We start from the raw sequence: 20,349 nt of genomic DNA on the forward strand, positions 1-20,349 counted from the left end.
AATGATTTACGTAAATACCAACTAAAGTCAATGTCCTTCCGGGACGCTGGCGATGAACGGACAGCCAAATGAACGATTTCATTGCTCAACAGGGCCCCGCCTTTGTCGCCCACCTGCTCCGACGATTGTCGGACGAGCTCGTCGCCGGCGCCGACCTTTGGTATCCGGAAGCCGGCGTCACGGCGGCCCCGCGGACCACGTCCACATTGCTGGCCCTCGATGAGCATGGCGAACTGGGCGTGACCGAACTTGCGGGATTGCTGCGGCAGTCGCATCCGCTCGTCATCACCTGGATCCGGCAACTGCAGTCCCAAGGCTTCGTGAAGTCGAAGGTCGACCCGCGGGACGGCCGACGTACGATTCTCGCGCTGACCACCAAGGGACGTGGCGAGGTCCAGCGCCTGCGCCGCGCCCTGGCAACGATGGCGGAGGTTTCCCAGCAGCTCATGGACAACGCCGCGCCCGGACTGTTCGACGCCTTGTGGCGGATGGAACAGGCCTGCCGCCACACACCCTTTGTCGATCAGCTCCGGGAGATGCAGGAAGGCAACGCCAAGGTGGGCTCACGGCGTCCTCCGGCAGCGAAACGCTGACTGTTGGAGGCCCGGCTCATTGCTCCCATGGGTGCCGTGACGGGTCCTTGTCGGCGGTCGCTTAACTCAGTTCACCACCAGACAACCGCAACCACCGCTCCACCCCGATTCGCTCAAGAAACCGCTGGTCATGGCTCACCACCACCAGCGCACCTTCGAACGCACTTAACGCACTCTCCAGCTGGCTGACGCTGGCGAGATCGAGGTTGTTGGTCGGCTCGTCCAACAGCAGCAATCGCGGGGCGGGTTCAGCGTGGAGGATGCAAGCCAGGGTTGCGCGCAGTCGCTCGCCACCGGACAGGGCGCGGACCAGAAGGTGCATGCGGTCGCCGCGGAACAGGAAGCGGGCAAGCAGGTTCATGCGCTCCACCGACGGCATTCCCGGCGCGGCGGCGGCGAGGCTCTCGGCGACGGTGTGCCTGGGGTCGAGCAGGTCGAGGCGTTGCGACAACATGGCGATGCGGCCGTCGGCGCGCTTCACTTCACCGGTGGCCGGCGCCAGCGCACCGCTGATCAGGCGCAGCAGGGTGGTCTTGCCGGCGCCGTTGGGACCGGTCAGGGCGATGCGTTCGGGGCCGCGGATCGCGAGGTCGATGCCGCCGTCGGCGAACAGCGCGCGACCTCCGTGACACACCTGCATGCCTTCGCCGACGAACACCATGCGTCCGCTCGGTACGTGGGTGGCCGGCAGGTCCAGCACCAGCGTGTCGTCGTCGCGCACGGCGCGTGCGGCCTTGTCGAGGTGGCCGCGGGCATCGCTGACGCGCGCGGAATGGATCCCGTCGGAGCGCCCGGACGACTCCTGCGCGCTGCGTTTGCGGTTGCCGGCGACGATCTTCGGCAAGCCGGCGCTGCCGATGTTGCGGGCGGCGTTGTTGTTGCGACGCTCGGTGCGTTCGCGGACATGCTGCATCTCGCGCTTCTCGCGTTTCAGCTGCTGCGCGGCATTGCGGAGGTTGCGCTCGGCGGCCTCCTGTTCGGCGCGCACCGCCTCTTCGTAAGCGCTGAAGTTGCCGCCGTACAGGCGCAGCTCGCCGCGATGCAGCTCGGCGATGCACTCCATGCGGTCGAGCAGCGCGCGGTCGTGGCTGACCAGCAGCAGGCAGCCGTTCCAGTCGTCGAGCGCCGCATATAGCTTGCGGCGCGCATCGAGGTCGAGGTTGTTGGTCGGCTCGTCGAGCAGCAGCACGTCCGGTCGTTTCAGCAGCTGGGCCGCGAGGCCGAGCGAAACCACTTCGCCACCGCTGAACGTGTGCAGGCGCCGGTCGAACGCGACATCGCCGAGGCCGAGCCGGTCCAGCTGGGCTCGGGTACGTTCCTCGATGTCCCATTCGTCGCCGATCGCCGCGTAGACGGTCTCACCGGTGTTACCCGCGGCCAGTGACCGCAACGCGTCCAGCACCGGAGCGATGCCGAGCACGTCGGCGACACTCAACTCACCGGTGAACGGCAGGTCCTGCGGCAGGTAGCCGATCGAATCACCGACGCTGACCGCACCGGCGGCGGGTTGTAGCTCGCCGGCGACCAACCGCAGCAGGGTGGTCTTGCCGGCGCCGTTGGGTGCGACCAGCCCGGTGCGGCCGCGGCCGATGCTGAAAGACAGGTCGCGGAAAACCGGCGTGCCATCGGGCCAGGCGAAGGAAAGGTCGGTGCAGCGAATGAACGGTTCTGACATATGGGTCCCTGGAAGGAATCTGTAACGACGGCGCGACCAATGGCGGCGCTTGCGGCGCGGCTGGTGGTCGATGACTTCCGGCTATCCGGCGATGTCGTCGTTGCTCACATGTCTGGCGTCGTTCCTCGTTGATGGCTGTGCAGATTCTAGCGACGCCGGCCTGTCCGGCAATGGAACACTGTGGTGGACGCGTTGGCGCGCCGTGCCGCCACCGGACCGATACGATGAGATACGAACCCGCCACACCGCGTGGCGCGGCCCGCAACCGGAGCCCTCCATGCACGCCAGCCGCGCACTTGTCACCGTCACCGACCTCGGTCCGGCCAAGCTGATGGGCCGCCTCGCCAAGCACTGGTCGCACAAGTTTGCGGTCGAGCTCGACGAGGAGCGCGCGGTCATTCCGTTCCCGGCGGCGCGCTGCGTGTTGCAGGTGCAGGAGTCGCAGCTGTTGGCGACGATCGAGGTCGACGACCCCGCCACCCTGCCGAAGATGCAGGAGGTAGTCGCCGACCATCTGCAGCGCATGGCGCGCGGCGAAGCACTGTCCATCGAGTGGCAAGCGTCGCCGGGCTGATCCCGCTGCGCCTTTGCTGATTCCGTCGGCGACTCGTCAGTCGCTGAGCAGTCGCCGCCGGTCGTCCTCCATCAATGCGCGATGCACAGCGAGGCCCGCCATCTGGCCCGCGGCCAGCGCCATCGGTGCGCTTTGCATCGGCGCCGCGAGGTCGCCCGCGGCGAACACGCCGGCGACGCTGGTCTGTTTCATGCCGTCGACCTTCACGAACGGCCCGAGCGGCCCGCTGTCGAGTTCGCAACCGAGCCGCACTGCAAGATCGCTGGCAAGCTTCTGCGCCGGCGCGAGGAACATCGCCGCGATCGACACGCTGCGCCCGTCCGCCAGCAGCACACGTTCCAGCGTGCGTCCCGCGCCTTCGACCGCCACCACCGGCGTCGTCTCGATCGCGACGCCCAGCGCCTGCAGCAGCCGGCGCTCCCCGTCGTCGGGCTCGAACTGCCCCTGGGTGAAATAGGTGGTCGGTCCCCACTCCGGAATCAGCAGCGCCTGGTGCGTGCTCATCGCGCAAGTGCCGAGCACGCCGAGCGCCCGGCCCGCGACTTCGAAGCCGTGGCAGTACGGGCAATGCAGGATGCCGGTGCCCCAACGCTCGCCCATGCCGCGGATGTCGGGCAGCAGGTCGGTGACGCCGGTGGCGAGCACGAGCTTGCGGGCTTCGACCCGCTCACCGCCATCAAGCGTGAGGGTGAAGTGGCCGTCGTGGCCGCTGACGCCGGTCGCCGTCGCCACTTTCAGCGTGACGGTCGGGTACGCCATCAGTTGCGCCACCGCGTTGCCGAGCAAGACCTCCGGCGGGGTGCCGTCGTGGCCGATCACGCCGTGCGCCTCGGCGGCGAAGCGGTTGCGCGGCTTGCCGGCGTCGACCAGCAGCACGCGCTTGCGGGCGCGGGCGAGCATCAACGCGGCAGACAGGCCGGCAAAGCTGCCGCCGACCACGATCACGTCATGCAGTGCGGGTGTCGTTTCCATCTGCGTGCCTATACGTATCATCGGAAGTTGCAATATAGGACGGCTCCCACCTATTCGCAACATATGATGTTATGATTTGCTCCCAAGCCCCTCCCAGCAAGGATCCCGTGAGAACCGATAGCCGGCTGTCCCGAATGCTGCACGTGCTGGTGCACATGGACCGGCACGAACAACGGGCGACGTCGGAGTCGATCGGACGCATGCTCGGCACCAACGCGGCGGTGGTCCGGCGCACGCTGGCCGGGCTGCGCGAACAGGGCATCGTGGCGGCCGAGCGTGGCCCCGGCGGCGGCTGGACGCTGGCACGGGAGCTGTCGCAAATCAGCCTGCTGGACGTCTACCAGGCCTCGGGCACGACCACGCTGTTCACGATCGGAGTGGCGGACCGCACCCCGGACTGCCTGGTCGAGCAGTCGGTCAACACGATGCTGGAGTCGACCCTCGAGGACGCCGAGGCCGCGATCCTCGCGCGCTTCGCGTCGATCCGGCTGTCAGACATCGCGGCCGATTTCGACCGGCGGATGCGCGCCGGCGGCGGCTGGATGCACGACCTCTAGGTGGCTCAGGCCGCGGGCGATTCCCGGTCGCGATCAGACCTTCCTCACGAACTCGGACTTCAGCTTCATCGGGCCGAAACCATCGATCTTGCAGTCGATGTTGTGGTCCTCGTCGACCAGGCGGATGTTACGCACCTTGGTCCCCGCCTTGAGCGCGCTGCCGGCGCCCTTGACCTTGAGGTCCTTGACCACGGTCACCGAGTCGCCGTCCGCCAGCACGTTGCCGACCGCATCCTTGTGCACGGATGGCGCGTCATCGGCCGAAGCGGCGGCGCCGGGTTCCCATTCGTGCGCGCACTCGGGGCAGACCAGCAACGCGCCGTCGCGGTAGGTGAAAGCGGAGCCGCACGCGGGGCAGGCGGGCAAATCGGTCATGCGGGGTCTCGTTGAAGAACAGCGGACTTAGTGTTGCGACCACCAGCCGCGGACGCCCTGCACGCAGCCCCGCGCCAGCCGCCAGAGCAGGTACACGCCCGCCACCAGACCCGAGGCCGCGAACAGCAGCACCGGTTGGGAGCCGAGCATCGAGTCCAGGATCATCGCGTCACTCCGCGGTGGTCGATGCTCCCACGATACGCTCAATCGCGGACGGGCCGGTCGAGGTGGAGTTTCATGCCCTCGTGCGACGCGCGGAAGCCCAGCCCCTCGTAGAACCGGATCGCGTCCGGACGGGCCTTGTCCGAGGTCAGCTGGACCAGGTGGCAGCCGGCCGCGCGGGCCCGCTCGATGGCCCACAGGAACAACTGCCGGCCGATGCCGCTGGACCGCAGCGCGGAGGCGACCCGCACGCCTTCGATCTGGGCGCGCCAGCCGCCCTGGTAGGTGATGTGCGGGATCCGCGTAAGTTGCAGCACGCCCGCGACGCGATGCTCCGGCGTGTCGACCACCACCAGTTCGTTGTTGGGATCGCGGTCGATCGCGGCGAAGGCGTCTTCATACGACCGGGGCAGCGGCAGCACGTGGTTTTCGCGCTGGGCGCCGAGCGGGTCGTTGGCCAGCAGCGCGACGATCGCGGGGAGGTCGTCGCGGGTGGCGGGGCGGAAAGTCAGGGTGGGATCGGTCGTGGGCATATCGTCTATTGCGCCTCCTTCGCGCCTGGGCCGTTCCACGTGGGTCGGATCGGGTGCGCCTCGGTGTTCAACACCACCTCGGCCGGGTCCAGCGTCTGCGGCGGAGCGAACAGCAGGTAGAAGTACTTGAAGGTCTCCGCGAGCACGAAGCTTTCCATGTCGTCGGCCTTCTCTTTCGTGATGACGCTCTGCAGCGCGGCGTAGCCGGCGTCGCTGCGGGTGTGCTCGACGAAGTCCTCGAACAGCTGCCGGCCCATCACCCGGTACTCGTTGTCGCCGGTCAGGCGGTGCAGGTACCAGGTCGACTCGACGATCTCCGGGCGCAGCGGATAGCTGGCGACGGTGACCGTGCGGGTGCGGTAGTCGAATGCCTCGGGTTCGATGCCGTGCACGTTCCACATGTCGAACGACGAGGCCTGCAGCCGGCGCGCGCGCTCGAGGTCGCCCGACAATGCCAGCAGGCCAGGGAAGAACGCGTCGAGTGCGCCGTACTGGCTGGCAAGGCGGGAGCCGTCGTGCATGTCGACGTGGCCGTACCAGAGCGCGCCGTCGACCTCTTCGGGGTAGTAACGGTTGGCGGCGGCGATGGCGTCGTCCCACATCGCCATGCAGTCCGTGTCGCCGAACAGGCGCCAGCACTTGTAGAGGTACTCGTAGTAGGAGTCGATGCGGGCGCCGACGTGGCTGCGGGTGTTGGTCCACTCGCCGGTGATGACATCGAAGCGCTCGCCGACCAGGCCGATGTCGGAACGCATCTCGTAGGTCTTGACCAGCGCGCGCTTGGCCTTGTCGAAGAACACCGGGTTGCCGGTGAGCTTGCTGAGGGTGCCGTACTCGATCAGCAGGGTGCCGGCCTCGGCCGGGTTGCTCTCGTTGCCGTGGGCGGCGCCGGTGCGCAGGTTGACGTAGACGTAGGGCAGCCCGGTCGGCGAGTCGAACGCCGGCAGCAGGCGGGTGCCGAGGTCCTCGGCCAGCGCGAGCAGGCGCTCGTCGCCCGTGAGCTGGTAGCCCGACAGCAGGCCGCCGAGCAGGCGGATGACGATCTCGAAATGCTTGACGTCGGCATCGACGTCGAACGACAGCTGGGTGGCGATCAGTTCGCGCGCGGCGTCGGCCTCCTTGTCCAGACCCATCAGGATCATGGTGTCGAGCGCGTCGACCGGGGTCATCAGCAGCGACTGGCCGTACCAGTCGCGCGGCGTCTTGCTCAGCGGCTTGAGTGCGTCGTGGCCCCAGGCGTATTGCCTGTAACCGTTCCAGGCGTGCAGGAATTCGACCTTGACCTGCTCGGCGAGGCGCGCGGACTCGGCGTCGGTGACGACCTCGACCGCGTCGCTGGTTTCGGTCGCGCTCGGCGTGGCCTGCGGTTCGGCGGCAACGACGGTCGCCGGCAGCAACAGGGTGGCGAGCAGCAGCGCGCGCAGGGTCGTGGTCATGCGGGGTCTCCTTGCGCGGCGGTGTCGCGCAGCAGTTGCAGCACGTCGTGGCACGCGCCCATGGTGTGGTAGTCGGTCTTGCCGGCGGGACTCTTGTCGTCGCCGTACTTGCGGTTGTCGCGATCGAGGATGCGGTACCAGGCGCCGTTGCGGTGGTCGATGAAGTGCTGCCAGGCGTAGCTCCACAGACGGTCGTACCAGTCCCAGTAGCGGGTGTCGCCGGTCGCCACCGCGAGCCGCGCGGCGGCGGCGATCGACTCGGCCTGGACCCAGAAATACTTGTCGTCGTCGCAGACGCTGCCGTCGGGGGCGAAACCGTAGAACAGGCCGCCGTTGCGGTCGTCCCAAGCGCGCGCGACGGCGGTGTCGAACAGGTGGCGCGCGGTCGGCAGCAACCAGTCGGGGGCGCTGCCGCGCGCGCGCAGGTGACCGTCGAGGATCAGCAGCAGCTTGGCCCATTCGGTCTGGTGGCCGGGCTGGAAGCCCCACGGGCGGAACAGGTGTTTGGGATCGTCGCGGTTGTAGTCCCAGTCGACGTTCCAGTCGCGGTCGTAGTGCTCCCAGACCAGCCCGTCGGCCTTGGCCGCCTGGCGCCGGGTCATGTGGTCGGCGAGTAGCAGTGCGCGATCGAGGTAGCGCGGGTCGTCGCTGGCCTCGTACGCCGCGATCATCGCCTCGCACATGTGCATGTTGGCGTTCTGGCCGCGGTAGTCGGAGTAGTGCCAGTCGGCGTCGGCTTCGTCGCGGTAGAGGCCGGCGTCGGCGTCCCATGCGTGCGATTCCAGCAACGCCCAGGTCTCGTCCAGCCACGGCGCGGCGTCGGTGATGCCGGCTTTCAGTGCGGTCGCGTAGGCCAGCAGCACGAACGCGAGGCCGTAGGTGTGGTTGGTGCGGTCCTCGGGCACGCCGTCGCGGATCGTCCAGGCGTAGCCGCCGGTCGCGGGGTCGCGGTGGACCTCGCGCAGGTAGCGCAGGCCGTGACGCGCGGCGTCGATGTCGCACGGCATACCGAACAAGCGCGCGACCATCGCGTGGTTGAAGACGAAACGGGTGCTGCTGACGAGGTGCCGGTGCGAGGTGTCGTAGACGCTGCCGTCGTCGCGGAAGTAGTGGAAGAAGCCACCCTTCGGATCGAGCGCATGTGGATGGTAGAACGCCATCGTCCGCGCGATGTGGCTGCGCAGGAATTCGGGGCTGCGGAAGTCGGGCGCCGGCGGGATCGCCTGGCGGATTGGCTGGGAGTTCATGCGGCGGCCTGCATCAGTCGGTCGATCCCGGCGGCGTCGGGCATCGCGGCGAATGCGCCGTTGCGGGTAGTGGCCAGCGCGCCGGCGGCGGCGGCGAAACGCAGCGCGTGGTCGAACGCGTCGCGGCGGTTCAGGAACTCGGCGAACGTGGAAGCGCGCACGTCGGCCGAGACCAGCTGCTGCAGCAATGCACCGACGAAGGCGTCACCGGCGGCGGTGGTGTCGATCGCGGTGATCGGGAACGTCGCCGCGCTGCCACGGTGCTTGCGGGTGAACCAGCGGATCGGCGCGGCGCCATCGGTGACCACCACGCAGCGCGTGCGCTGTCGCAGCAGCCGCTCGATCACGCCGTCCTCGCCGCCCGAACCGGGCGCGAGGAACTCCAGCTCCTGCCGGCTCAGCTTGACCAGGTCGGCCTCGAACAGCGCGCGCCAGGCCTGCGCCTGCGGGTCGACCTCGGCCGGCCACAGCGACGGCCGCAGGTTGAGGTCCATGCTGACCAGCGCGCCGGCCGCCCGGGCGCGGGCCATGCCGGCCAGGGTGGCATCGGCGATTGCCGCCTCGGTCAGGCTGTTGGAACAGACGTGGAACACCGCGGCGCGCTCGAAGCAACGGTCGTCGAAGTCGCGTTCGCGGAACAACAGATCGGCCGACGGCGGCCGGTAGAAACTGAAGCTGCGCTCGCCGTCGGCATCCAGCGACACGAACGCCAACGCGGTCTTGGCCGCGTCGGTGCGGCGAACATAACCAGTGTCGACACCGGCGCCGCGCAGTTGCGCCAGCAGCATGTCGCCGAACATGTCGCGGCCGAGCATGCCGACAAAGCACGCGGCCCCGCCAAGTCGTGCCGCAGCGACCGCGACGTTGGCCGGCGCGCCGCCGGCGTACTCGACGAACTGGCGCGGCGCACCGGGCGTTGCCGGCGGCATCGCCAGCAGGTCGACCAGCGCCTCGCCGAAACAGACGATCGCATCGCGGTCGCGCGACGTGTCCGGCGGGCGCGGCGTCGCGCTCATGGCTGCCCCGCCGGCACCACCGCATCGGCGACGTCGACCCGGCGCGAGCCGTGGAAGCCGTACCAGGCGATGTAGACGTAGCACAGCGCCGGCAGCGCGAACGCCAGCTGCACGCCGACCCGATCGGCCAGCAAGCCCTGAAGCAGCGGCACTACCGCGCCACCGACAATCGCCATCACCAGCAGGCTCGAGGCCTTGCTGGTCAGCGGCCCCAGACCTTCGATGCCGAGCGTGAAGATGGTCGGGAACATGATCGAGTTGAACAGCCCGATCGCGATCACGCTCCACATCGCGACCGCGCCGACGGTGCTGATGGTGGTCGCCAGCAGCGCGGTCGCGGCGATCGCGAACAGACCGAGCAGCAGCCGCGGATCGATCTTCTTCATCAGCGCCGAGCCGATGAAGCGCCCGACCATCGCCCCGCCCCAGTAGTACGACACGTAGCGCGCCGCGGTACCGGCGTCGATCGCGCCGATGGCCGGGTCGGCGATGTAGTTGATCAGGAAGCTGCCGATCGCGACCTCGGCGCCGACGTACAGGAAGATGCCGATCACCCCGAGCCGCAGGTGCCGGTGCCGCAGCACCTCGGCGAAGGTGTGGCGCTGGTGGTCGGCGCGCTCGGTGGCCTCGGTCAGCGGCGGCAGCCGGAACAGGTAGACCAGCCCGGCCAGCACGAACAGCCCGACCGCCAGCCCGAGGTACGGCAGCTGCACCGACTCGGCCTGCGCGGTGCGGTAGGCCAGCTGTTCGGCGACCGGCAGCTGCGCCAGCTCGGCGCTGCCGACCACCGCCACCGCGAGGATCAGCGGCCCGACCAGCGCCGGCGCCAGGGTATGGCCGAGCGAGTTCAAAGCCTGCGCGAGGTTGAGCCGGCTCGGCGCGCCGCGCGGGGCGCCGAGCAGGCTGATGTACGGGTTGGCCGAGACCTGCAGCAGGGTGATGCCGCTGGCGAGCACGAACAACGCCAGCAGGAACAGCGGGTACGACGGGATCCGCGCGGCCGGGTAGAACGCCAGCGCGCCGATGCCGGCGACCACCAGCCCGATCACGATGCTCTGCTTGTAGCCGAACCACGCGACCACCTTGCCGGCCGGCACCGACATCACCAGGTAGGTGCTGAAGAAGGTGAACTGGATCAGCATCGTCTGCGCGTAGTTCATCTCGAACACGGCCTTGAGATGCGGGATCAGCACGTCGTTGAGGCTGGTCAGCGCGCCCCAGGTGAAGAAGATGATGCTGAGCACGGCCAGGGCCGAGCCGGACGACATGTCGCTGCGCTTCATCGGGGGGCTCCGGGAGTGAGTGCGTGGCCGCTGCTGTCGCGCACCATCAGTCGCGCCGGGGCGACGGTTCGGGCGGGGGCGGCGTCGGGATGTTGCAGGCGCTGCAGGACCAGCGCCGCGGCCTGGCGACCGCGCGCGCGCGGGTCGGCGGCGATCGTCGTCAGCGGTGGCGCGCTGACCGCGGCCTCGGGGATGTCGTCGAAGCCGACCACCGCGAAGTCGTGCCCGGCGCGGCGGCCTCGCGCGGTCAGTCCGGCGACCAGCCCGAGCGCGACCGCGTCGTTGTAACAGACCGCCGCCGTGGGAGCCGGGTCGCGCACGAACAGCGCGCCGACCTGCCGCGCGGCCTCCAGCCGGGTCGGCGCGGACTCGACCAGCCATTGCGGTTCGGGCGTGATGCCGGCCTGCGCGAGCGCCTCGCGATAGCCGGCGCGACGCTGGCGGCAGGAGCTGGAATCGCGATGGCCGCCGTAGAACGCGATGCGCCGGTGGCCGAGCCCGAGCAGGTGCTCGGTCGCCAGTCGCGCGCCGTGGTGGTTGTCGAGTTCGAGGAAATCCCAGCCGGCGTCGAGTTCGCGGTTGAACACCAGCACCGGCGTGCGCGGCCCGACCAGCGCGTGCAGCCGCGCCGCGTCGCTGCCCTCGGCCGGCGACAGGATGATCCCGGCCGGGTCGTGTTCCAGCAGCGAGGCGAGCACCGCCTGCTGGCGCTCGACCGACTCGCCGGTGCTGCCGAGCAGGGTCACGTAGCCGGCCTCGGCCAGCGCCTCGTCGACGCCGGACGCGAACTCGGCGAAGAACGGGTTGGACAGGTCGTTGATCACCAGCGCCACCGCCGAGGACACGTTGCGCCGCAGGTTGGCCGCGCCGCGGTGGTAGACGTAGCCCTGCCGCTTGAGCTCGGCCTCGACCCGCGCGCGGGTGTCGGCGTGGACCAGCGGGCTGCCGCGCAGGACCAGCGACACCGTCGCCCGCGACAGCTCACAGGCCTTGGCGATGTCGGTCAGGGTCACGCGGCGGCGTGGGGACGCGGTCATTGCGGCGGCTTCATGCGGGATTTGGATCGATCCAATTCGCGACATCCTGCCCCTTCGCCCCGGCCGGCGCATTTTGCATTGCAGCATGTGGCGGCCGCGCCACGGTGGTAGCGTCGCCGACATTGTCACGATCCAAATCCAGCAGACACCGGAGCCGAACCCGATGAACACCCTCTCCTCCCGCGCCCGCCCGATCCGGGCTTGGCGCAAGGCCTGGCCGCTGCTGTGCGCGTCGATGATCGCCGGCTCCGCGATCGCCGCGCCGGCCGGCGCGCGCAGCGGCTTCGATTCGGTCGACCCGTTCATTGGCACCGGCGGCGAAGGCCACACCTTCCCCGGCGCGGTGGTGCCGTTCGGCATGATCCAGCTCAGCCCGGATACCCGCATCCAGCCGCGCAAGGACGCCTACGACTGGGCCGCCGGCTACCGTTACAACGACAGCACCATCATCGGTTTCTCGCACACGCACTTTTCCGGCACCGGCCATTCCGACCTCGGCGACGTGCTGCTGATGCCGATCGCCGGCGAGGTGAAGCTCGAACGCGGCGACGTCGACAAGCCCGGCAGCGGCTACCACTCGCGCTTCAAGCACGACGACGAGGTCGCCCAGCCCGGCTACTACGCGGTCACCCTCGACGACTACGGCATCCGCGCCGAGCTGACCGCGACCGAACGCGTCGGGGTGCATCGCTACACCTTCCCCGCCGGCAAGCCCGCGCACGTGCTGGTCGACCTGCGCACCAGCATGTACGACTACGCCGGCAAGACCTTGTGGTCGCGCATGCGGCTGCGCGAGGACGGCACCGTCACCGGCGTCCGCGAGACCCGCGGCTGGGCACCGGGCCGGCAGCTGTACTTCGCGATGCGCTTCTCGCAGCCGGTCAGCGGCCACGCGCTGCACGACACCGAAGAGGACATCGCCTACAAGGGCTTCCCGACGCCGGGCCATCAGGACCCGCGCCAGCGCGCGCAGATCGAGGGGCGGGAGCTGGTCGCCGCGTTCGATTTTGACGACGCCACCGGCGAGCAGTTGCTGGTGAAGGTGTCGATCTCCTCGGTCAGCGAGGACAACGCGATCGCCAACCTCGAAGCCGAAGTCCCGGGCTGGAACTTCGACCGCGTCCGCACCGCCGCGCGCGCCAGCTGGACCGAAGCGCTGTCGGCGATCGAGGTCGACGCCCCCGAGGACGACCGCACCGCGTTCTACACCGCGCTGTACCACACACTGATGGCGCCCAGCCTGTTCATGGACAGCGACGGCCGCTACCGCGGGCCCGACAACGCCGTGCACCAGGCCGAGGGCTTCCGGCACCACTCCACGTTCTCGCTGTGGGACACCTACCGCGCCCTGCATCCGCTGCTGACCCTGGTGCAGCCGGAGCAGCGCAACAGCGACTTCGTCAACTCGATGCTCGCCCACCGCCGCCACAGCCCGTACGGGATCCTGCCGGTGTGGTCGTTCCACGGGCTGGAGACCTGGACCATGGTCGGCTACCACGCGGTGCCGGTGATCGCCGACGCCTACCTCAAGGGCATCCGCGGCTTCGATGCCGGCGAGGCATTGCAGGCGATGGTCGCCAGCGCCAGCTACGGCCCCTACGACGGCCTCGCCCAATACATGGAGCTGGGCTACGTGCCGATCGACGAGGAAGGCGAGGCCGCCTCGAAGACGCTCGAATACGCGTACGACGACTGGACCATCGCGCGCATGGCCGAGGCGATGGGCCGCGACGACATCGCCGCGACCTTCGGCAAGCGCGCCGGCAACTGGCGCCATGCATTCGACGCGGAAACCGGCTTCATGCGCGCACGCAAACGCGACGGCGAATTCCGCACACCGTTCGACCCGAGCGCCAGCGGCTACGGCACCGACTACACCGAGGGCAACGCCTGGCAGTACTCGTGGTACGTGCCGCAGGACGTGGCGGGACTGATCGACTCGCTCGGCGGCGACGACGCGCTGGTGTCGAAGCTCGACCAGGTGTTCGACGCCGAGGTCGACCCCGGCCTGTTCGAGCACATGGAGGACATCACCGGCCTGATTGGCTGGTACGCCCACGGCAACGAGCCGAGCCACCACGTCGCCTACCTGTACGCCTACGCCGGCGAGCCTTGGCGCACCCAGGAGCGGCTCAAGCAGATCGTCGACAGCCAATACGCACCGCGCCCGGACGGTTTGTCGGGCAACGACGACCTCGGCCAGATGTCGGCCTGGTACGTGTTCACCTCACTGGGCTTCTACCCGGTCGCGCCGGGCAGCAACCAGTACGTGATCGGCCGCCCGTTCCTGCCGCGCGCGGCGATGAACCTGCCCAACGGCAAGCGCTTCACCGTGGTCGCCGACGGCCTTGACGACGCGAACCCGTATGTCGGCGCGGTGCTGCTCAACGGCAAGCCGCTGGAGCGCAGCTACATCACCCACGAAGAGATCATGGCCGGCGGCGAGCTGCGCTTCACGATGCAGACGGGCGCGGACACGACGTGGGCGAGTGGTGCGGAGCAACGGCCGTACTCGATGTCCGGCGCGGGCGGTTAGCACTCCCGGAGGAGACGCGGCATGGAACGATTCACCGGCGGTTGCCTGTGCGGCGACGTCCGCATCGTGGCGTCGGGACGCCCGTACCGGGTCGGGCTTTGCCACTGCCTCGACTGCCGCAAACACCATGGAGCGCTGTTTCACGCATCCGCCGTGTTCCCCAGGATGCGGTGACGATCGATGGCGAAACCCGCGACTACGCCGGGCGGTTCTTCTGTCCCCGCTGCGGCTCGTCCGTGTTTGGACGCAGCGCAGACGAGATCGAAGTGAACCTGGGATGCCTGGATACCCCCGATCAACTGATGCCCACCTACGAACTCTGGACCGTCCGTCGCGAGGCCTGGTTGCCGCCGTTTCCGCTTGCGAGCCGATACGAACGCGATCGCGATGGCGTGGGTCGCCATGAGTAGGCGGCACGAACGGTGCGGCAACACCACCTAACATCTGAATTATGCCGAGCCGCAAAACGGCTTCGGCTTGAATGAATTGTTAGAGGGACGCCTGCCGCATTCTTGGAATGTGGTCGATGATTTCGACGACCTCGTAGCTATGATTCTTGTATATGCCCGAATCTTTGTCTTGGCGTTGAACAATGCGAACTGCAGCCTTTAGGACGTCTCCGGGAGCAATTGTCACTTCGTGAGCGAAGAACTTGTCATAGAAACGATCGTCAAGGACGGGCGCGGAGATCTTCACACCCCGCCAGTAGAACTCCCACTTCCGCCTTCCTCGCGCGAGAATCGCGCGGGAAATTTCAAGATTGGCGTATTCGACTACTACCCTGTCGCCATCTTCGTCAATAACCCGTGTATCGAAGCGACAAAACATCCCTCGCGGAACCTCCGGTCCGGGCTGTCTACGGTCCGGGGGATCGATTCGCAGGCCGGTCACCGTTGTGTCTGATTCGGCTCCACGGAAGATCTGCCCCACCGCATTCTCGAAACGCTTAGATTTCTCGGCCTGCTTCTGCGCTTCGTAGACATCGCGAGGCACTATGACTTTGGTATCACCGTACTCGACGATAACAGAACTGTCATTGACAATTATGGTCGGATCCGAAGGGGTCACCATTTTCGTGACTATATAACTGGCGATAACACCGTAGATAATTGCTTTTGACGCCTCGTGAGAAAACACGCTATGCGTCTTCTCAAAGATGGTTCTTACAACCGCTTCGAAGCTTCCCTCTTCGAGAGCTACGACCACAACTTCTACGGAGTAGCCAGGATTTACTATCGAGCTGGCTTCACGTACGGCTTCCGCAAGACCAGCAAGCGAAGTTGCCAAGGCGAATGCATTTATCTGGTGTCTGTCCGTCTCAAAGTGGAGGACAAATCGATCTACTTCGCTCTCAATCTCAATGACAGCCATTGAATCCCCCTGGCCCCTCTAACGCCTGAATTAAGCCGAACCGCGAGGCGGCTTCGGCTTGAATGAATTGGTAGATTTCACTTGCGCTCACTGTCAATCTTTCTCAGCACGACATGTATGGTTGACAGATAAAAGTAAAACATCCAACTCAGCCATAACCCCGCGTCATACGCGGTCTTCTGCTGATCGTTGTGATGTCTAATGCCAAAGTTATTAGCCAGATTGAACAGATCTTTCTCGTCTGCTGAAGTTAGCAGAGACTTAACCTTGGGGCGCAGGTACTCAAGCACATCTGCGAGATCCCTGACAGACTGACGCCGATCGTCCAAGGTTGAACCGTGTCGACGGTACTGGAGCACCGCGGTGTTAAGACGATCAGTGATGTTCTTGTCCTTTGAGGGAATGTCGGCCTCAAAGATCTGCTCGAAGCCAGCTTCTGGCTGTTGAAGGACTTCTCCCGCGGGCGAGAGCTCAAACCGCCCAACGTAATGGGAAAGAACTGAGTTGATTTTTTTACAAAACTCGACCTGTCCTTGGGACTTGTTAAAAGTCTGCCAGTGCATCCCACAGTCGTTCCAGGTGTGATACGTGCCTTCGATAGGCTTGGAAGCGTACTGATAAAAGAATTCGATGACATCGAAGAAATCGTCCTCCGAGTAGCCGGGAGCGTGTGTCTCCAACGGCCAAAGACTCTTCTTTCTGACGGCTAGGAGAATTTCCAGCTCTATGTCGCGGACATTGCCCTCAATGTGCCCAGCATCCACGCACTCGTACCCAAACGCTTCATCAAAGTATCCATCCGCACGCATCTGCTCGTAGACGCGGATAAAAAGACTGACGACCTCTGGCAGAGGAAGCCCTGAGAGGTTTGGGTTTGTGCCCTTTCGATGTGAGTAGTAAGCTTGTGACATTGTGGATGGGATCTAACGCTTGATTTCAAGCCGCGCCGCGAAGCGGTGTCGGCTTGGACGAATTGTTAGGAGGATGGCTGGGGAAGGCGGAGGCTATGCCTCAGGAGCGCTCGCCAATCCCCGAATATGTACCCTTCCGCAGCAGCATAGAAGTCTCTGTTTCTGCCAACGAAGCTCGGCCGCGTGAGTGCCGCGTTGAACTCCGCCGAGTCTAGTCGCGACATTGCCGCCAGAGTTGCCGCTGTCATCATGTAAAGGACGTGTTCTACTTGATTGTCCGGGAGCAGACGGATCACCCCAATTCCATTTGCCTTCGCATACCGAAGCGCACTGCTTTGAAGCGCGCCAGAAATAGCCAAGACTCCCTTTTTATTGGAGCCCGCAATTTGATCAAGCTTCGCTTTGAATTCTTCAACGTCATCGACGGGAACTGAGCCGGAGTAGTCTTTGCACTCGCAAACCCACAGAATTGACCAACTGTCTGCCGACGGCAGCCAGACTTCGATGGACAAGTCAGTAATGATGTCCGCATCCCGATCTCGGGAGTAGTAGGCTTGGCGTTGATGCGCGCGCGCTAACGCAGGTGACAGTCCCAATCGATCTGCCGCCAGTTCGGCTTGAATCGCCGCGAAGACACGGTTCTCGAATGCTGTCCCTTTCGCGACGGTCGACATCAATCCCCCTAACGCCTGAACTAAGCCGAGCCGCGAAGCGGCTTCGGCTTGAATGAATTGTTAGGGGGCTCCACCATGGCCTGCACCTTTGGATCGATGTGCAGGCGGGACTTGAGTCGCTTTGACGTGGTAGTCCAACCGCTGTATCCGTACTCACGATCAAAGGAGTCTTTGGTGCGGTCGAGTGCATTTAAGGTTGTCTCAGCCTGCTGTTTGCAGACGACAAGATCGTAAACGCGCTCGCCATGAACCATCTTGTTTCGCATCTCAGCACTATCTTTGAAGAGCTTCCAATCCGTCTGCGGCAGGAGGTCTGTTAGCTTTCTATGCGCAGGATCGTAGATGTCCCAGTTGTTCTTAACTGCATCCAACCCGCGCAAGTTGCGAATTATTCGGTCGGCGATTGTGGACGTGAAACCAGCGGACACGACTAGCTGCCGCAAGGTACGGCGCATTGTCTTTTCGACGGTGAACACCGTAGTGACGAGCGCTTCAGCATGGTGGCCGTTCTCCAAGAGCCGAGCGATGCGCTCTTTTGCTGTTGAATAGCCAAGCCTTATCGGATACATCAACAGCCCCCCTAACGCCTGAGTTAAGCCGAACCGCGAAACGGTTTCAGCTTGAACGAATTGTTAGACCTCGTCACGTGAACGCCCTAGCTGCGTGTTGTGGCAATACATATACATCTTGGAGCAGATGTTCACAGACATCGAGTGCCACACCAAGCTGGTCTTCGTTGTGCGGTTTGACCTCATGCGCGGCGTCGTTTCCAAGCGTTCTTATTCTATGGAGGATCTTGGATCCCTCCGGTGACAGAACACCCTGGGATACTAGCCCGTCAATGCGCTGTACCAAGTTAGATCCTGGGGAAGATTTGTCTTTGCAGACGGTCTCGACGATTGCTCGAAGACCGATACCCACGAGAACAGGTTGGTTGTTGTTGATTGCCTTAATAGTCTCGTCGTAGATCCTCTGAACATTTCCAGGCAGAAGATAAGCATCTTTGAGCGACGACCTGCCATCACGAGCTGGGTAAAGGTTCAGCGTCTCGTTGTACTCAACATTTTCATGATCAATGAAGTCCCAATCCTCGGAGTTGCGACTGGAGGAGCGGAAACCTGTGATCTCGCACCCTTGGCACATGATCACTTGGTACTCAGACCAATACTGCACAGAGTTCTCGCCAAACCAATCTTCTCCATCGATGTTCACAGATGCAAGGACAAGGTGCTTTGTTGAACGCTTGCATTCGCCACACTGAACGTCGATGACTGTGTCGGCAGTCTTGTTGATCTCTCGGCTGACAGCATTTTTTGGCATAGAGGTCTAACGCCTGAGTTAAGCCGACTTGCGTAGCGGAGCCAACAATATGACAAGCTCTTCCTGCCATGTTGTTGGTGGAGCGAAGCAAGTTCGGCTTGACCGAATTGTTAGACCGCGGCTCGTCATTCTGCAGCTCTCAGGTCTTTCAAGCTCTCGAGATGCTGAATATACGTTCTGAGTCCAAATCCCGCGTTGCCGCCCTTGAGGCCGCCGCCGTTGATAAGTGCTTCACGATCTACTGAGTCAGTTGGGTCAAGCATACCCTCCTTCCAGTTGGAGAACTCCACCACGACCAGTGCTGATGTTATCTCGATATTCTCGGGCCAGGCGGACTTGCTCTTGTCCATGAAGTAGTGCCAGTTCCGAAGGGAGCGGTCCGCGAGCGCAAGGTAATACTTATGACGCCAGAACTCCTCGATCTCTTCTGCAATGGTTATGTAGGTCTTGTGGGTAATCTGAGCCTGAATTTTCTTTGCGCGAAGGATGTGCCTCGCTGCAGTTAGCCAGTTAAATCGGTCAGCTTTCGGAGGAACATCCGTTCCGTCGGAAGTTAAGTAATTGAACGACCATTCCAGTGACTTATTGAACTGGGACACGTACTCCTTATCACGCTCCCGAGCACGATCTTCGTTGATCTTGCTGAGGTTGGCGCGATAGGTAAGAAATGCGATCACTATTGACGCCAGCGTCAGGCCACTGATGCTGATCTTGATCCACTCGATGCAGTTTTCAGTACAAGCGAGCATTTGCTTATCCGCGGTCTAACGCCTGAGTTAAGCCGACTTGCGTAGTCGAGCCAAACACATGGCAAGCTTTTCCTGCCATGTGTTTGGTGTAACGAAGCAAGTTCGGCTTGAACGAATTGTTAGACGTTTCACCCGCCAACTGTGCAGGCATAGAATCTATCCGTGAAATGCGCCAGCCCTAGCCAGGGAAATGTCTTTACGAATACGACCAGATGCAGAAAGCAAAAGACGCCAGGAACCCAACTCTCGATGTGAGAAATTGGCCGGTACAACTTTGGGTTATTGCCGCGCTGAACAGCATCCCATTCTGCGTCATAGGGACTAATTGGCAATCGCTTTTCGATGTCCTGAACAATCTGCCACTTTGCAGTGTTGAGGTTGCGATATGAATTGATGATGTTGTACCAAAACAGCGTCAGCATTGCGCCCGCGAGCGCAAGCAGCCACATGTATTCGGTGCTGTTTTTTGAGGTTAGGTACCCGATGAAAGCAAGAATGGCGGAGTTGACAGTGAGGAAGTACGTATTTGATGTAGTTCTTCTCTGGCTAATTCTATCCGCCATTTCAACGTACAGTTTGTACTGCTCTAGGAGATGCGAGTGCCACTTCTCATTGGATGGATAGACAGCACCCTCTCCAATCTCGTTCCAGAGTTTGGATTCTGGTACATCAACCATTACCTTGATCCTCCAACGAGTTTCTTCAGGTTCTCCCACTCCCATTTGTAGAGTTTGTCGTTCGAGTCAGCGCTCGTGGGCTTTGTGCACGTCTTGTCTGAGTGTGCTGCAAGCAGGAAATAGGGTTTTGCTTTCTCTTTTGCAATTTTGAGTTCTGCCGCAACGCCGGCAGCGGTGTGAGTCTTCGTCCCGCACAAGACTATAACGATGTCGACGTTGTCCATTCGACGCTTCACCTTGTCCTTCCAGTCTCCTGTGAGATGGTCATCAACAGATGAGTCCTTGAAGTCGAACGGGCTGTCAGGGAGATTGGCCTGTCCAGCGAGCATGACTTTGCAGTTCTTGTCGTTGTGATAGTCGAAGCTGATAAATACCCTCTTCTTAGCCACAAATCCCCCTTCCTTACGCAGCGGTGATGGTTGTTGAAACGTCTAACTCTTAGTAGACCCCAAAATCGGGGTGTTATCCGATCGTCGTGTCTTTCAGCACCCTCGTCAACGGCGCTGGATGGGCTTTCGCCCCAATGAACCAACGTCTGCGATATATACGCCGACATCGCTGTGTTATCACTTATCACCGCATTTCTGCAGCATACCCCGGCGTGGTAACCCGGTCATTCGCGGCCGATGCGGCGCCATGACATCCGCGACC

General features: G+C 63.9%; 24 protein-coding genes. 6 read left to right on the forward strand and 18 right to left on the reverse strand.

The window, feature by feature from the left end:
- Positions 1 to 68 precede the first annotated feature (68 nt).
- Positions 69 to 593: a MarR family winged helix-turn-helix transcriptional regulator gene (locus SNE34_RS06765; protein ID WP_332615957.1), complete on the forward strand. Its 525-nt coding sequence runs from the start codon at positions 69 to 71 to the stop codon at positions 591 to 593.
- A 61-nt stretch (positions 594 to 654) separates the two neighbouring features.
- Here the strand turns inward: SNE34_RS06765 and SNE34_RS06770 are convergent, their stop codons facing one another.
- Complete coding sequence (locus SNE34_RS06770) at positions 655 to 2,268, reverse strand: ABC-F family ATP-binding cassette domain-containing protein (protein WP_332615959.1); 1,614 nt, start codon at positions 2,266 to 2,268, stop codon at positions 655 to 657.
- A gap of 277 nt (positions 2,269 to 2,545) precedes the next feature.
- Here SNE34_RS06770 and SNE34_RS06775 point away from each other — a divergent pair, with 277 nt between their 5' ends.
- Positions 2,546 to 2,842, forward strand: a complete 297-nt coding sequence (locus tag SNE34_RS06775; RefSeq protein ID WP_332615961.1) for a DUF2218 domain-containing protein — start codon at positions 2,546 to 2,548, stop codon at positions 2,840 to 2,842.
- Between the two features lie 36 nt (positions 2,843 to 2,878).
- On the opposite strand, the gene SNE34_RS06780 is transcribed toward SNE34_RS06775, so the two are convergent.
- Positions 2,879 to 3,835, reverse strand: coding sequence for an NAD(P)/FAD-dependent oxidoreductase (locus tag SNE34_RS06780; RefSeq protein WP_332615963.1), 957 nt, complete (start codon positions 3,833 to 3,835; stop codon positions 2,879 to 2,881).
- Between the two features lie 86 nt (positions 3,836 to 3,921).
- On the opposite strand from SNE34_RS06780, the gene SNE34_RS06785 reads away from it, so the two are divergent.
- The gene (locus tag SNE34_RS06785) at positions 3,922 to 4,371 is read left to right on the forward strand and encodes an RrF2 family transcriptional regulator (RefSeq protein ID WP_332615965.1); all 450 of its coding nucleotides are present in this window, start codon (positions 3,922 to 3,924) and stop codon (positions 4,369 to 4,371) included.
- A 33-nt stretch (positions 4,372 to 4,404) separates the two neighbouring features.
- Here the strand turns inward: SNE34_RS06785 and SNE34_RS06790 are convergent, their stop codons facing one another.
- The 8 genes from SNE34_RS06790 to SNE34_RS06825 are packed head-to-tail and all read right to left on the reverse strand — an operon-like array spanning position 4,405 to position 11,460.
- Entirely contained in the window at positions 4,405 to 4,746 is a 342-nt protein-coding gene (locus SNE34_RS06790) for a zinc ribbon domain-containing protein YjdM (RefSeq protein ID WP_332615967.1), read from the reverse strand.
- 27 nt (positions 4,747 to 4,773) lie between these two features.
- Positions 4,774 to 4,911, reverse strand: a complete 138-nt coding sequence (locus tag SNE34_RS06795; protein WP_332615971.1) for a hypothetical protein — start codon at positions 4,909 to 4,911, stop codon at positions 4,774 to 4,776.
- Between the two features lie 38 nt (positions 4,912 to 4,949).
- A complete protein-coding gene (locus SNE34_RS06800) occupies positions 4,950 to 5,441 on the reverse strand; it encodes a GNAT family N-acetyltransferase (RefSeq protein WP_332615973.1) in 492 nt (163 codons plus the stop codon).
- A gap of 5 nt (positions 5,442 to 5,446) precedes the next feature.
- A complete protein-coding gene (locus SNE34_RS06805) occupies positions 5,447 to 6,877 on the reverse strand; it encodes a glycoside hydrolase family 47 protein (protein ID WP_332615974.1) in 1,431 nt (476 codons plus the stop codon).
- The gene (locus SNE34_RS06810) at positions 6,874 to 8,124 is read right to left on the reverse strand and encodes an AGE family epimerase/isomerase (protein ID WP_332615976.1); all 1,251 of its coding nucleotides are present in this window, start codon (positions 8,122 to 8,124) and stop codon (positions 6,874 to 6,876) included. The genes SNE34_RS06805 and SNE34_RS06810 overlap by 4 nt, the downstream gene beginning before the upstream one ends.
- Complete coding sequence (locus SNE34_RS06815) at positions 8,121 to 9,140, reverse strand: carbohydrate kinase family protein (RefSeq protein WP_332615978.1); 1,020 nt, start codon at positions 9,138 to 9,140, stop codon at positions 8,121 to 8,123. Before SNE34_RS06815 ends, SNE34_RS06810 begins: the two co-directional genes overlap by 4 nt.
- Complete coding sequence (locus SNE34_RS06820; protein WP_332615980.1) at positions 9,137 to 10,423, reverse strand: sugar MFS transporter; 1,287 nt, start codon at positions 10,421 to 10,423, stop codon at positions 9,137 to 9,139. The genes SNE34_RS06815 and SNE34_RS06820 overlap by 4 nt, the downstream gene beginning before the upstream one ends.
- Complete coding sequence (locus tag SNE34_RS06825; protein WP_332615982.1) at positions 10,420 to 11,460, reverse strand: LacI family DNA-binding transcriptional regulator; 1,041 nt, start codon at positions 11,458 to 11,460, stop codon at positions 10,420 to 10,422. Before SNE34_RS06825 ends, SNE34_RS06820 begins: the two co-directional genes overlap by 4 nt.
- A 235-nt stretch (positions 11,461 to 11,695) precedes the next feature.
- Here SNE34_RS06825 and SNE34_RS06830 point away from each other — a divergent pair, with 235 nt between their 5' ends.
- The 3 genes from SNE34_RS06830 to SNE34_RS06835 are packed head-to-tail and all read left to right on the forward strand — an operon-like array spanning position 11,696 to position 14,406.
- On the forward strand, positions 11,696 to 13,996 hold the full coding sequence (locus tag SNE34_RS06830) for a GH92 family glycosyl hydrolase (protein WP_332616506.1): 2,301 nt from the start codon (positions 11,696 to 11,698) through the stop codon (positions 13,994 to 13,996).
- 21 nt (positions 13,997 to 14,017) lie between these two features.
- Positions 14,018 to 14,170, forward strand: a complete 153-nt coding sequence (locus tag SNE34_RS14870) for a GFA family protein (protein ID WP_460971562.1) — start codon at positions 14,018 to 14,020, stop codon at positions 14,168 to 14,170.
- On the forward strand, positions 14,167 to 14,406 hold the full coding sequence (locus tag SNE34_RS06835) for a GFA family protein (RefSeq protein ID WP_332615984.1): 240 nt from the start codon (positions 14,167 to 14,169) through the stop codon (positions 14,404 to 14,406). The genes SNE34_RS14870 and SNE34_RS06835 overlap by 4 nt, the downstream gene beginning before the upstream one ends.
- A 79-nt stretch (positions 14,407 to 14,485) precedes the next feature.
- Here the strand turns inward: SNE34_RS06835 and SNE34_RS06840 are convergent, their stop codons facing one another.
- The 8 genes from SNE34_RS06840 to SNE34_RS06875 form a co-directional block, all read right to left on the reverse strand.
- Positions 14,486 to 15,367 carry an LAPAL motif-containing putative phage structural protein gene (locus SNE34_RS06840; RefSeq protein ID WP_332615986.1) on the reverse strand — a complete coding sequence of 294 codons (882 nt, stop codon included), beginning with the start codon at positions 15,365 to 15,367 and terminating at the stop codon, positions 14,486 to 14,488.
- Positions 15,368 to 15,444: 77 nt separating this feature from the next.
- Positions 15,445 to 16,278, reverse strand: coding sequence for a hypothetical protein (locus SNE34_RS06845; protein ID WP_332615987.1), 834 nt, complete (start codon positions 16,276 to 16,278; stop codon positions 15,445 to 15,447).
- A gap of 65 nt (positions 16,279 to 16,343) precedes the next feature.
- On the reverse strand, positions 16,344 to 16,952 hold the full coding sequence (locus SNE34_RS06850) for a restriction endonuclease (protein ID WP_332615989.1): 609 nt from the start codon (positions 16,950 to 16,952) through the stop codon (positions 16,344 to 16,346).
- Positions 16,953 to 16,972: 20 nt separating this feature from the next.
- Positions 16,973 to 17,524 (reverse strand): hypothetical protein, encoded by a 552-nt coding sequence (locus SNE34_RS06855; RefSeq protein ID WP_332615991.1) that lies wholly within the window; start codon positions 17,522 to 17,524, stop codon positions 16,973 to 16,975.
- 70 nt (positions 17,525 to 17,594) lie between these two features.
- Positions 17,595 to 18,272 (reverse strand): DUF4145 domain-containing protein, encoded by a 678-nt coding sequence (locus SNE34_RS06860; RefSeq protein WP_332615993.1) that lies wholly within the window; start codon positions 18,270 to 18,272, stop codon positions 17,595 to 17,597.
- A 125-nt stretch (positions 18,273 to 18,397) separates the two neighbouring features.
- Complete coding sequence (locus SNE34_RS06865) at positions 18,398 to 19,021, reverse strand: hypothetical protein (protein ID WP_332615996.1); 624 nt, start codon at positions 19,019 to 19,021, stop codon at positions 18,398 to 18,400.
- 128 nt (positions 19,022 to 19,149) lie between these two features.
- Positions 19,150 to 19,698, reverse strand: a complete 549-nt coding sequence (locus SNE34_RS06870) for a RipA family octameric membrane protein (RefSeq protein WP_332615998.1) — start codon at positions 19,696 to 19,698, stop codon at positions 19,150 to 19,152.
- Positions 19,698 to 20,087, reverse strand: coding sequence for a TIR domain-containing protein (locus SNE34_RS06875; RefSeq protein ID WP_332616000.1), 390 nt, complete (start codon positions 20,085 to 20,087; stop codon positions 19,698 to 19,700). The genes SNE34_RS06870 and SNE34_RS06875 overlap by 1 nt, the downstream gene beginning before the upstream one ends.
- Positions 20,088 to 20,349: the final 262 nt, after the last annotated feature.

The sequence above is a fragment of the Novilysobacter erysipheiresistens genome (genome assembly GCF_036663935.1).
Lineage (GTDB): Bacteria > Pseudomonadota > Gammaproteobacteria > Xanthomonadales > Xanthomonadaceae > Novilysobacter > Novilysobacter erysipheiresistens.